This is a genomic window from Capnocytophaga gingivalis, from assembly GCF_002302415.1.
Lineage (GTDB): Bacteria > Bacteroidota > Bacteroidia > Flavobacteriales > Flavobacteriaceae > Capnocytophaga > Capnocytophaga gingivalis.
The window spans coordinates 914,922-929,019 of record NZ_CP022386.1; the positions used below are offsets into that span (position 1 = coordinate 914,922).

Here is a 14,098-nt window from a genome sequence, read left to right on the forward strand (position 1 = left end):
TTTATTATATTAAATTTTTTACAATTTTAATCCTATGCTCATACCAAAAGAGCGAGTAGTTGGTAAGGAAACTTCCCCTATCCCTTTGTTAGAAGCGGCTGTTTCAGGATCCATACCATCCCAGTCAAGACCTGTAGTCCAAAGATTGTTTCCAAATAGAGTAATATTCAATCCTTTGATATTCTTCTTTTCAGGTAGAGGAACATCATAAGAGATGGAGACATTTCTCAATTTTAAGTAAGTAGCATCGAAGATATTTTGAGTATCAATACCTCCTCGATAGAATCCTTCTCCATATCTTTTAGGAGAGAGTACTTTAGTATTGCGCTGTCCATTGGCCAAAACCCCATCGAGAACAATACCTCTTTCTTCTACTCTTCCATTTCTTGTAATCAAATCACGTATTCCATTTTCAGTAGTTTCTCTCAACATACCTGTAGACATTCCCACCATGTGAGCCGCTGAGAAATACTTGCCTCCTTTTTGGAAATCGAACTTAAAGGACACACTCAAGTGGCTATATTTGAGAGTATTGGAAAGCCCCATAGTATAATCTGGAATAATAGACCCTAAGGATTTTAACTCTGAAGGAGCGTATTTACCATTAGCTTGAATAATCTTATTTCCTTTATCATCATATTTAAAATCTCTACCATAAAGCTGTCCAAAAGCCTCTCCTTCTATAGCGTAAAGAGACACCAAACCATATCTATCCGATGTTACTTTGTATCGCTTGATACCAGGAGCCAATTTGATCAATTCGTTTTTGTTCTTAGCAAAATTCCAACTTACATTCCATGAAAACTTACCTACTTTCACTGGAGTTGCAGATAGAGAGACCTCAATCCCTTTATTGGACATTTTTCCACTATTAACCCTTTTGCTAATAAAACCATTAGCCGCATCAACAGGAAGAGGAATAATAAGATCCTTTGAAAGAATATCGTATACAGAGACATTGGCAGAAAGGCGATCTTTGAAAAGACGTAGTTCTAATCCTGCTTCTTTAGTTTCTTTTATTTCTGGTACTAATTCTGGATTATTCGATACATCAGGACGAGAATAATCAGGAGCTCCTCCGAAAGGATTGTGTACAGTAGGATAGGTTACCAATTCATAAGGATTGGTATCATTTCCTGCTTGAGCCCAAGCTACACGTACCTTACCATAAGAAAGCCAAGAAGGTTTCTTTTTCAAAGCTGAAGTGAATACAAAGGAGCCTGTTACTGAAGGATAAAATACAGGTTTGGAAACAGTCGAGAACCAATCTTGGCGTCCTGTTAGCTCAACAAAAGCCATTCCTTTATATCCGAAAGAGAACATTCCAAATACACTATTGGTACGTCTCCATGAAGCATAATCAGAGGCTTGAGGGGTTTCCTTACTATTCGCTAAGTTATAGAAATTAGGAGAGACAAGACCTCCAACTGTTTTCCCTGAAGACCAACCATATTTTCCATTACGACGAGAGAGCCCAATAAACCCTGTTAGTGTAAAATTCTTTGAAAGCTTAGGTGTATAGTGCAAGCGAGTTTCATAGTTGAAATCTGAGTTATTATAGACTGTTTTAGTATAATAAGGAGTTCCAAAAGAACCTACTGCTTTTCTATCTTCCTTAGTGAGACTATAAATATCTCCATAGATTTTTCCTACCCAATATAATTGGCTTGAGAATTCATAAGTAAAACCTATATTTCCGAAGAAACGATGACGCTTATCATTATTCGTGTTTTTATTAAGTTCCCAATAAGGATTATCTACAAATTTGGGTTCAGCATTATTCCATGTTGTTCTATTCCAAGGTCGCTGATCTCCAGCCTCATTTTCATAATATCTTTCCAAATTTCTCATATCCAACTGTCTTTGGCTCCAAGTATAATGCACTATAGCCAAGGGATTATTCACTGTGTTGGAAAAATCAGGATTATCACGTTCTGTCAAGACATAGTTAACTCCCCCTTCACTTTTGAGTTTTGAAGACAACTTAGAATTAAAATTGAAAGAGAAGTTTGTCTTCTGTAATTTGGTTGTAGGAACAATCCCTGTTACTTCATTATTTCCTAAAGAGAAGCGAAGATTGGTTCCTGACAAGGAGCGAGATACAGAAATAGAATTAGATATTCCCACTCCTGTTGTATAGAACTTATCTACATCATTATCTGGAGCCTTCCAAGGCACTGTTTTCAGATATTTCTCTGGAAGATATTCTTTGTCAAAAGCATACCAAGGGAGGTATTGTTGGTTTTCGAATTTAGGCCCCCAGCTTTGATCTACTGCATAGCGAGCTATTTTATATTGTCGTCCATTGATATTGACTGTTTCAAATCGTTGAGAATCTCCACCTCCATACTCGTTTTGCAGCTTAGGAGCAATATATATTTTTTCAAAAGTTACCCCTGATTTCACGTCAATAGAGGTCTTTCCTGCTTTTCCCGATTTGGTCGTATAAAGAATTACTCCATTACCTCCACGGCTACCATAAAGAGCTGTAGCGGCTCCTCCCGATAGGACAGTTACAGACTCTATATCTTCAGGATTGATATCCCCTGCAGCGTCTCCGAACTTACTATCAGTACCTCCGACAGTAGCCATAGGCACTCCATCGATAACGATCAAAGGTTGGTTACTTCCTGTAATAGTACCGACCCCACGTATGGTCACATTGGTATTTCCTCCCATAGAAGAAGTCGTATTGGTCTGCACCCCTGCTACACTCCCTGAAAGGTTATCACTGGCACCTGCTTTTTGAGCGGTGTAACCCACAGCATTTTTATCACGCTTAATACCGAGAGCCCCTTCTTCTGCGGCAGCTTCGGCCTGTGGGAGTACCACATCAATAGTAGTAGAAACCCCTACTTTTACCTCCGTACTCTTGTAGCCAGAGGCTGAAAAATGGAGTACTTCATTTTCCTTAGCAGAGATTGTATAGGCTCCCTCTGCATTGGTTTTAGCGTTGCGCTGAGTTCCTACCACAATAACAGAAGCCTCTGGTAAGGGTTTCCCTGTACTATCCTTCACACTTCCAGAAATTTTCTGTTGAGCAAAGGTCGTAGCTGAAAAAGCTATAAAAAGATATAGCCACAATTTTTTAAAATTCATATCCTTTGTGTTTTTATTAGTAGGACAAATTTACGTTTTTTTTTCTGAATATCCATCACTTTCTGTATATTTTTTTTAGCACTTTATATTTTTTTAAACATAAATCATACATAACAAATCTTATAAAAACTTAATTCATTGATTATAAAGCAGCTTAGAGACAAAACAGACAAAAGGGGGAGATAGTAAAAAAAAAAAAGAGACTGTCGGGAAAGACAGTCTCTTTTTGTTAAGAGATTATTTAATTACTAAAGAAACAAACTAAGGGCGACGTTGACCTCTATCAAAGATAAGTCTCTTGGTAAGAATATCTGTAGTCATCTGCATTGATTCCAATGCTTTCTGGTAATTAGCCTCATTAATTACTTTGTATGCTACAGGATAAAACAAACGTTCAGGAATATCTGTAAGATCGGCTACTAAGGACTCAAATCTATATTTAGTTTGTCCTGCCTCAGTAGGAATATTTAAATCAGTTTCCTCATTTACTTTAATAAGGGTATGAGGATATCCTGTACGGCGATATTCAGCCCAAGCCTCATTTGGATTCATGTAGAGAGCAATATACTTCTGAGTCAATACATTTTCCTCATTAGCTGCAGGAATTGTATTCAAGAAGTTAGTTATTTTAGTACTATTTACTCCCCATTTTTTCATAGAAGCTTCTACACCTTTCTTATACCATGTATTATCCCATCCGTTTGCTTCAGAAAGAAGGAAGCATACTTCAGAATATTCCATGAATACTTCAGCATAGTTAGGTTGGAGTATTCTACTACTGAAAAATGAAACCGCTACTCCTGATTTAAACTGGAAATCGGCCATACTTTCGTCCAAACCATAAGGCATTCCTATATAGTCATTGAGATTGTCACTTTCTGTATAGCGTCCGTCACGAGCCTGATACTTAGTAAGTCCCTTAGGAGCGAAGTATTTTTGCAAGCGAGGGTCTACTCCAAAATTTCCTCTTTGTCCTTTGAGTAACTGTACAAAGCTATTAGAAGGAGAATAATCCACACGATTGCTTACAAAGTATTCTTTGTAGATAGGAGCAGGGTTTGTATCGTCACTATCAAATTGGAGCTCTACAGTATCCGCTTCACTTTGCATTACTGCAGTACCTGCTTTTAGTTCATCAATGCTCTGTTGTGCAAGGGTTCTAAGCTCTGTATCTGATACATCTTTCAAACGAATCGCAAGGCGTAGGCGCAAAGAGTTGGCAAAACGTCTCATCTTATCAGGAGTTTCAAAGATATAATCTCCTTCCTTGAACACATAGGAATCACTGACTATTTGTGCAGCAGCTTCCTTAAGTTCTTTCAACAAATCTGTATAAATTTCCTTTTGAGTAGCATATACAGGAGAAATATATTTTTCCAACTGTAAAGCTTGGAAACGTTCTGGATTAGGAGAACCATAGGAATAGTAAGGTACATCTCCAAAAGTTTCTACCAAGAGTGCAAATGTATAGGCAAGCATGATACGTGCTGCTGCAATTTGATTTTCACTTTTTCCATAAGTGGCCATTAGTTCCTTAGTCTTAGGATCGGTATTCAAATCAATGATGTCCTTGTAGCCCCCAGCTACTTGATAAGGGTAGCGCCATAGGTAATCCCCTGCATAGTCACGGTATAGGAAACGGCTTTCCTTAGTATAGGTGTCCTGAGCTGTATATTGCATCCAAGAGCGAAACATCATTCCTGAGGTGGTATAGTTACGAGTATTCTTGAGGAAGAGTTTCGTAGATCCATTGAACAATGCTGTAGGAAGTGCCTGTTGTGGTCTATTAGGATTGGTATTAATTTCTTCAAAATCCTTTTGACAACTGGTGGTAGTACCCAAGAGAGCAAGCCCACCTAAAATTATGATTGCTAATCGTTTCATATCATATTCTATTTAAAGTTATAATTTTAATCCTACACTCATACCGAAAGAGCGTGTAGTAGGAAGAGAGATTTCTCCTATCCCTTGATTAGAGGCAGCTGTTTCAGGATCCATACCATCCCAATCCAATCCAGTTGTCCAAAGATTATTACCAAAGAAAGAAACATTCACATTCTTGATATATTTAGTACTTGGTAGAGGGACATCATAGGATAGTGACACACTTCTGAGCTTTAAGTAAGTTGCATCGAAGATATTTTGTTTGTCCACAGCACCTTGGAAGAATCCTTCTCCATAGGTCTGAGGGTCAATTCTCTTCGTATTGACAGCTCCACTTCTTGTGACACCAGGTAGAACAATCCCTTTTTGATTCTTAGGTCCTGTAGGATCATATTCACGTATACCTCCTGCAACTGTCTCACGAAGCATACCTGTACTCATCCCTGTCATGTGAGCGGCAGAGAAGTAATTACCTCCTTTTTGGAAGTCAAATACGAAAGAGAAGTTCAAGCGACCATATCTGAAGCTATTGGTAAGTCCCATAGTATAGTCAGGGATGATATTTCCTAAGGCTTTAAGTTCAGAAGTTGCATATTTCCCATTGGATTGTACAATTCTATTTCCCTTGTCATCATATACAAAGTCTCTACCATAGAGTTCTCCAAAAGGACGGCCTTCTATCGCATAGAGAGATACCTGTCCGTATTTGTCCCAATTCACCCTATAGGTTCTGATACCAGGAGCCAATTTTTCCAATTTGTTTTTATTCTTAGAGAAGTTCCAGCTGAGGTTCCAGTTGAATTTTTCTGTCTGTATAGGAGTTACAGACAAGGTTACTTCCACCCCTTTGTTGGACATTTCCCCACTGTTTACATATTTCCAGTTATATCCGTTGGCAGCATCTATAGGTAGTGGGATGATAAGGTCTTTGGAGAGAATATCATATATAGAAGCATTGATAGAAACACGATCCTTGAAGAAGCGAAGTTCGAGACCTGCCTCCTTAGTTTCCTTAATCTCAGGTACTAGGTCTGGATTGTTGGATGTATTGGAGCGAATATAGTCCGGACTACCTCTAAAAGGAGTATTTACGAGAGGATAGTTCATCAATCGGTAAGGACCAGTATCGTTACCCGCTTGTGCCCAAGCTACACGTGCTTTACCATAAGAAAGCCAAGAAGGTTTGCTCTTCCATGCAGAAGTAAAGACAAAGGAACCTGTTACAGAAGGATAGAATACAGGCTTGGACACAGTAGAGAACCAGTCCTGACGACCAGTTACTTCCACGAAAGCCATATTCTTGAATCCAAAAGAAGCCATTCCATATACACTATTAGTACGTTGCCAAGAAGAATAATCAGAAGCTTGTGGTACTTGCTTACTGTTAGACATATTATACAAATTAGGAACTACCAAACCTCCTACTGTTTTTCCACTTGACCAAGCATAACGGCTTTCACGACGAGACATACCGATAAATCCGGTAAGAGAGAAGTTTTCCCCTAACTTAGGAGTATAGTGTAAGCGGGTTTCATAGTTGAAATCGGTATTATTATACACAGTTTTCTGATAGCTTGGCACCCCATAAGCCCCTACTGCATTTCTATTTTCTTTGGTATAGTAATAGATATCTCCATATACTTTTCCTACTAAGTAAAGATTTTCTTTGAAGTGATAGGTAAGTCCCAAGTTTCCAAAGAAGCGGTGACGCTTATCATTATTGTAGTTCTTATATACTTCCCAATAAGGGTTATTAGCGAACTTAGGTTCTTCATTATCCCAAGCAGTACGGTTCCAAGTACGTTGTCCTCCAGCTGGATCTATGTAATATTTTTCCATTTTTTCCACATCCAATTGACGGTGGCTCCAAGCATAGAATACATTCGCCAAATCATTATTCACTGTATTGGCAAAATCTGGATTGGTACGGGAAGTTATTACATAATTGAATCCCCCTTCACTCTTAAGTTTTTTAGAAAGATCTGCACTAAAACTGAAAGCAAGGTTTGTCTTGTGCAAATCGGTATTAGGGACGATACCATTTACCTGATTGTTACCTAAGGAGAAACGGAGGTTGGTACCTGAGAGGGAACGTGTTACTGAGAAAGAGTTAGACATCCCTACCCCTGTACGATAGAATTTTTCAATACCTTTTTGTGGAGCTACCCAAGGTACAGGTTTTAGATAATGTTGTGGAAGATATTTTTGGTCAAAAGCATACCAAGGAAGGTACATTTTACTAGAGTCATACTTTGGTCCCCAGCTTTGGTCTACTGCATAACGGGCTAAATTGTATTGCTGTCCATTGATTGTAGCTCTTTCAAACTGCTGAGAATCTCCACCTCCGTATTCGTTCTGAAGAACAGGAGCTATATAAGCCGTTTCAAAGGTAACTCCAGATTTGACTTCAATAGAAGTTTTTCCACCTTTACCTGATTTGGTAGTAATAAGGATTACCCCATTACCTCCACGGCTTCCGTAGAGTGCTGTTGCAGCACCTCCAGAGAGTACGCTTTGGGATTCTATATCCTCAGGGTTGATATCACTGAGCGCATCCCCTGTGTTCTTACCATCTCCTACGGTAGCCATAGGCACCCCATCAATTACGATAAGTGGTTGGTTACTACCTGTTACGGTACCTACCCCACGAAGGATGATATTGGTATTCCCACCCATAGAAGAAGAAGAACTGGTTTGAGCTCCCGCTACGGCACCTGAGAGGTTCTGTCCTCCCTCTGTATTTTGGGTATTGTACCCCACAGCATCCTTGTTACGCTCGATTCCCAAGGCACCTGCTTCCTGTTTGTTTTCCATAGGGAGCAATACTGCATTCACTACGGAGGAGAGCCCCACCTTAATTTCTACGTTTTGATACCCCTGAGCGGAGAAGCGAAGCGTTTCCTCAGCTTGTGCTTGGATCGCATATGCCCCCTCGGAGTTAGTTGTTGCACTACGGCTGGCGCCTACCACTTGCACGATAGCTCCGGCCACGGGTTTCCCTGTGCTATCCTTCACACTCCCTTTTACAGATTGTTGTGCAAAGGCCATTGTCGTAAAGACAAGGAAACACAATAGAAGTAATTTCTTTAGGTTCATATCTCTTTATGATATTTGATTAGATACCCAAAAGTACGTTTTTTTTCGCTATTATCCTACAGCCAAAGATAAAAACCAAAAAAATTATGTCCTACTTATTATTTATAATTTTTTATACTAAAAAAAGGGAGATTATACCCACTAAAAAAGAAAAATATACTGTTTTTTATAATTTTATTTTTACAAGGCTTTTAAGAAGAAAGAAGGGATATTTGTCTTTTTTTAGACAAAAAAAGCCATCTTTTATAAAGATGGCTTTAAAATATGATTACAAATTCACTTTTACTGACGTGTAGCGAAGATTAGTTTATGAGATCTAGCATCATTAGGATTCCCCATGTTCTTAAGAGCTTCTATATAATTTAAGTTGAGCCCAGTATAGGTATCTGGATAGTTCAATCGATCTGGTATGCCACTAACATCCTTAGCAGAAGGTTCCTTTTTGAACTCATATACAAGAGGATTTCCTTCGGGATAGTTACCTCTTACACGTTCGCCTACTTGGATCAGTGTTTTAGGATAGCCTGTTCTACGATATTCTACCCAAGCTTCATCTGGATCCATATATAAGGATATGTACTTTTGGGTAAGGACATTTTCCTCATTCGCTGCAGGGAGTGCTGCCATAAAGTTAGATTTTCTAGTACCTGTGATATCCCATCTGTCCAAAGAAGCTTCTACCCCTTTTCTATATAGAGCATTATCCCATCCTCTTAATTCAGAGAGGATAAAACATACTTCTGAGTAGTCCATAAGTACTTCTGTAACAGTAGCAGACAATATTTCTTTAGAGAAAAGAGAAACTCTATCTCCTCCATTGTACTGGTCAGTAGTAGCTCCTTCTTGCATACCATAAGGCATCCCTACATAACTAGTAGTATCGATAGGATTGCTTTGATCTAAGGTATAACCATAGTACACATCCCATTTACCCATACCTTTAGGTGCGAAATACTTTTCCATACGAGGATCTACACTTCCAAAGTTCAGACCTCTGTCATTAGCTTTTTTATTATTTCCTGCAAGAAGTTTTACAAAATTACTAGAAGGCAGATAGTCCACACGGTTTCCTACATAATAATCATAGTAGATTGGTGCAGGATAGGTATAGTTATCCTCAAAAGATAATCCTACTCTTTCTCCTTCTCCCAAAAGTTCAGTTTCTGTACCTACAGTGGTGTAATGATTAATAATATCCGTAACTTTTTGTTTCAATTCAGCACCTAATACAGTAGCATTAGCTCCTTTCAAGTGATTAGCAATGCGCAAGCGCAAAGAGTTGGCAAATTTTTTCATTTTTGCTGGAGTACCAAAAATAAAATCTCCATCTTTAAATACATAAGAAACAGAAGTATCCATCTCACTTATGGCTTGGTCTAATTCTTTGAGAATATCCAAGTAAATATCCTTTTGAGAGGCAAATACAGGAGTTACATAAGTATCTGTCTGCAAAGCTTGGAACTTAGGATTATCGGGATTCAAAGCAGAATAATAAGGAACATCTCCAAAAGATTGTACCAAAAGACTAAAAGTATAAGCCATCATGATACGAGCTGCGGCTATCTGGTTTTCATTCTTTCCATAAGCAGCAACCAATTCTTTCGTTTTAGGATCCGTATTAAGATCTATAATAGTCTTATAATCCATAGCCCGCTTATAACCTTGAAAATAAATTGTACTAGGTCCATTAGGATCCAATAGGTAACGACTTTCCTTAGTGTAAATAGGCTGTGCGGCATATTGCATCCATACACGCATTTGCTTCATATTATCATATCCTCTTGTATTATTCATCAGAGCTTGGTTACTGCCATTGAATAAAGCGTAGGTAAGGTAATCTTCTGGTACGTTTGGGTTTTTATTAATTTCTTCAAAATCCTTTGTACAACTTCCTAAGAGGAGTCCAACTCCTAAGGTGGCTATTAGAATTTTTTTCATGTTCGTCCAATTTTAGTTTATTATTTTATAATTTTAATCCTACACTAAGCGCATAGCTTCTGATAGTAGGCAAGGAAGAGTTCCCCATCCCTTGGTTATACATAGCTGTTTCAGGATCCATACCATCCCAAGCCAAGGCTCCTGTCCATAGGTTATAGCCAGAAAGGGTGAAGTTCAATCCCTTGATATATCTGGTCTCTGTTAGTGGCACATCATAAGAGAGTGATACACTACGAAGTTTCAAGAAAGTAGCATCAAATACAGCCTGTGCATCAATTCCTTTATAGAAAGTAGTTCCATGCTGTTTAGGACTGATGGCTTTGGTATTCTTCACTCCTGTAGAAACAATACTTCCATCAGCTTGTTTGTGTCCTACAACCCCATCAAGTACAATCCCTTTTTGTCCATTAGGTCCATTAGGATCTCTTTCACGCATACCATTTTCTACTGTTTCACGGATAGTACCGGCATACATACCCAAGGCATAAGGTCCTGCATAATAGCTACCTCCATGAGAGTAGTCAAAAGTAAAGGAAAGGCTTAAATTACCATAGGTAAGAGTATTGGTAAGACCTGTAGTAAAATCAGGGTTGATATTACCTAACACCTCTTTTTTAGGAGATATGAAATAATTACCTTCTTCATCCACTAGGCGATTTCCCTTGTCGTCATATACATAATTACCTCCATAGATTTCTCCAAAAGGACGACCTTCTACGGCATATAACTCTACATTTCCATAGTATTCCCAAGTGACTTTATAACGAGAAAGCCCAGGAGCTAATTTGAGAAGTTTATTTCTGTTGCGAGAGAGATTCCAGTCCAAAGTCCAGCTAAACTTATCTGTCTGAACAGGAGTAGCAGAAAGAGTTATCTCGAAACCACGATTCACCATTTCTCCACTATTTACCTTTTTATAAGTGTAGCCATTGGCAGCATCTACAGGCATAGAAAGGATAAGATCTTTGGAGAGAATATCGTAATAAGAGAATCCTAAAGAAAGACGACCATTGAAGAATTGCAAGTCGATACCAGCTTCTTTAGTTTCTTTGATTTCAGGTCTTAGTTCTGGATTTTTCTTTTCTGTAGGCACTAAATAATATTGAGCTCCCTTGAATGCTTGGTATACAGAAGGATATGTTTTGAGTACATAAGCAGAAGCATCATTACCTACTTGAGCCCATCCTGCACGGAGCTTGCCATAAGTAAACCAAGAAGGCAAGTTCTTGAAGGAATTAGAGAATACATAAGAAGCCGTCACTGAAGGATAGAAGATGGAAGTAGAGACTGTAGAGAACCAGTCATTACGCCCTGTTACTTCTACGAAGGCAGTACCTTTGTATCCGAAAGAAGCCATACCATATACACTATTGGTACGTGTCCATGAAGAATAAGTTATCCCTTTAGGTCTTTCTTTACTATTAGCTGCAGAATAATAGTTAGGGACGATTAATCCTCCTTGCGTTTCTGCCCCTACATATTCATATTTATTTTGGGCACGAGCAACTCCTACGAATCCTGTAAGGGTAAAGTTTTCTCCTAAGTCAGGATTGTAGTGCAAACGAGTTTCATAGTTGAAAGAAGAATTGTCATAGATATATCTTGAATATTGAGAAGTATCATGAGAACCTACTGCGGTTCTGGATTCGGTAGTAAGTGCATAGATATCACCATACATTTTACCTACTAAGAAGAGCTTGTCAGTAAAGTTGTAAGTAAGCCCTAAGTTACCAAAGAAACGGTGACGCTTATCGTTTTGAGTATTTTCATAGAGCATCCAATAAAGGTTGTCTGCAAAGTTAGGTTTTGGATTTTCCCAACTTGTTCTGTTCCAAGTACGTTGTTCTCCAATGGGTGATTTGTAGAATCTTCTCAAATTCTCCATATCTAACTGACGCTGTGTATATCCATACAATACAACAGAGAAACCTCCATTATCATTGGCATCAGCATAGGTATAGTTAGGATTTTCACGTACAGTGATAGAATAGTTCAACCCTCCTTCTGCTTTTAGTTTTTTAGAAAGCTCTGAAGTAAAGCTAAAAGCAAGACTGGTACGGCGTAGCTCTGTGGTAGGCACTATCCCTGTAGTTTCGGTATTTCCTAAAGAGAAACGCAAGTTAGTTCCTGAAATAGAACGTGTAATAGAAGCTGAGTTATTGATATTCATCCCTGTACGGAAGAACTTATCAATATCATTCTTAGGAGCTTGCCAAGGCACTGGTTTTAGGTAATGCTCTGGAAGATATTTTTTATCAAAAGCATACCAAGGTAGGTAAGGAGTACCATCATACTTAGGACCCCAACTTTCGTCTACTTCATATTGAGGAAGATTGTAGGTAGTTCCATTGATCAGTTGTTGTGTAAAGTCCAAGCTAGAACCACCTCCATATTCGTTCTGTAATTTAGGAGAGATATAAGCTCTATCAAAGGATACAGAAGAGTTGATATCAATAGCAGTTTTTCCTCCCTTACCAGACTTAGTAGTATAGAGAATTACCCCGTTACCACCACGGCTACCATAGAGAGCAGTAGCTGCTCCTCCAGTAAGTACCGTTACAGATTCGATATCATCCTTGTTGATTTCGCTGGCTGAGTCTCCATATTTGGATCCCATATCTACCATAGGTACCCCATCAATTACGATCAGTGGTTGGTTACTACCGGTAACACTTCCCTTACCACGGAGTTCCATTTTGGATCCTTGCATCCCTCCTGAGGAAGTAGCTGTAAGTCCTGCCGTTTTCCCTTTGAGGTCTTCGCCTCCTTCCAAGGTAGTATCGGTATAACCTGCGGCGTTGGCATCACGCTCTACCCCAAGAGCACCTACTTTTTTGTTTTCTTCGGTAGCCAAAGGAAGTACAATATCAATTGTGGTTTCTAAACCCACCTTTTTTTGTACATTTTGATATCCCTGAGCAGCAAATTGCAGCGTTTCCTCAGCTTGTGCCTCTATCGAATATCCTCCATCGGAGTTAGTAGTTGCAGAGCGACTGGTGCCTATCACAAGTACAGTAGCACCTGTCACAGGTTTCCCTTTGCTGTCTTTCACACTCCCCTTAATGGTCTGTTGTGCAAAAGCCATTGTTGTAAAAACAAGGGAACACAATAAAAATAGTTTTTTTAAATTCATATCTCTTTATGAAATTTGATTAGCGAACCAAAAGTACGTCTTTTTTTTTAATTGACCAACGAGAAAACAGTATTTTTTCCGCAGAAAATGTGTTAAATTTATGTTTCAATTCTAAATCATTCAAAACAAAGAAGTTCTATATTTTTAGGAGAAAATATCCGTTATTAGTTCTAAAGAAGGATAAACTACTCTCTTTGTTATAAAAATCAACCATTTATAAAAAGAAAGAAGCGATTTTTTTTCTGTTTTTAGACAATAGAATTTTTTTCGAGAAAAGTAAAGAAAGAAGGGAAAGAAGAAACCTTCGCTCGCACCAGCGAGGAGGTATGTGTTGATAAGTTGGTTAATAACTTATCTACTCTTGTGGAAAAACCCATCTTTTTCTACCTACCTTTGCCCTACCACAAAAAAAGACTTGTATATGATTTATTATTCTGACTTGCAGGTAGTTCTGCAAGAGGTGCCTGGAGAAATCAGCCTATGTGTGAGTGTGACGGGCTGTCCACTGCGCTGTAAGGGATGTCATTCACCTTTTCTTTGGAAAAAAGGTACTGGATCTGCTCTGACAGATGAGGTATTTGTTGCAGCTCTTGAGCGCTACAAGAACATGCTCTCCTGTGTACTCTTCATGGGAGGAGAATGGGAAGCAGAGGCACTGATCCACAAACTACAAATCGCACGCTCTTACTCCTTACATACTTGCTTATACACCGGACTGATAGAGGAGGAAGTGCCCCCCGCTATCAAACAAGAGCTTACTTGGCTCAAAACAGGTCCCTGGATAGCATCCTTAGGAGGACTCTCCTGCCCTACTACTAACCAACGCTTTATAAAGGTAAGTACTGGAGAAGTGCTTAACAAACTCTTTTATAAGTGAAGACCCAAGAGCGAAAAATTAAAAATCAACTCTCATAATTAAAAACTCAAAAACCCAAAACTTAATTTTAT

At 38.8% G+C, this 14,098-nt stretch carries 6 protein-coding genes; 1 reads left to right on the forward strand and 5 read right to left on the reverse strand.

Annotated elements, in window-relative coordinates:
* Nucleotides 1-18: 18 nt before the first annotated feature.
* From CGC50_RS04250 to CGC50_RS04275, 5 genes are all read right to left on the reverse strand, one after another.
* Entirely contained in the window at nt 19-3,099 is a 3,081-nt protein-coding gene (locus CGC50_RS04250) for a SusC/RagA family TonB-linked outer membrane protein (protein ID WP_095909821.1), read from the reverse strand.
* Between the two features lie 261 nt (nt 3,100-3,360).
* Nucleotides 3,361-4,983, reverse strand: a complete 1,623-nt coding sequence (locus CGC50_RS04255) for a SusD/RagB family nutrient-binding outer membrane lipoprotein (protein ID WP_095909822.1) — start codon at nt 4,981-4,983, stop codon at nt 3,361-3,363.
* Nucleotides 4,984-5,001: 18 nt separating this feature from the next.
* Nucleotides 5,002-8,079 carry a SusC/RagA family TonB-linked outer membrane protein gene (locus CGC50_RS04260; RefSeq protein ID WP_095909823.1) on the reverse strand — a complete coding sequence of 1,026 codons (3,078 nt, stop codon included), beginning with the start codon at nt 8,077-8,079 and terminating at the stop codon, nt 5,002-5,004.
* A gap of 282 nt (nt 8,080-8,361) precedes the next feature.
* Nucleotides 8,362-10,017, reverse strand: coding sequence for a SusD/RagB family nutrient-binding outer membrane lipoprotein (locus tag CGC50_RS04270; RefSeq protein WP_095909825.1), 1,656 nt, complete (start codon nt 10,015-10,017; stop codon nt 8,362-8,364).
* 25 nt (nt 10,018-10,042) lie between these two features.
* Nucleotides 10,043-13,150, reverse strand: coding sequence for a SusC/RagA family TonB-linked outer membrane protein (locus CGC50_RS04275; RefSeq protein WP_095909826.1), 3,108 nt, complete (start codon nt 13,148-13,150; stop codon nt 10,043-10,045).
* A gap of 421 nt (nt 13,151-13,571) precedes the next feature.
* On the opposite strand from CGC50_RS04275, the gene nrdG reads away from it, so the two are divergent.
* On the forward strand, nt 13,572-14,027 hold the full coding sequence (gene nrdG / locus CGC50_RS04280; protein ID WP_095909827.1) for an anaerobic ribonucleoside-triphosphate reductase activating protein: 456 nt from the start codon (nt 13,572-13,574) through the stop codon (nt 14,025-14,027).
* Nucleotides 14,028-14,098: the final 71 nt, after the last annotated feature.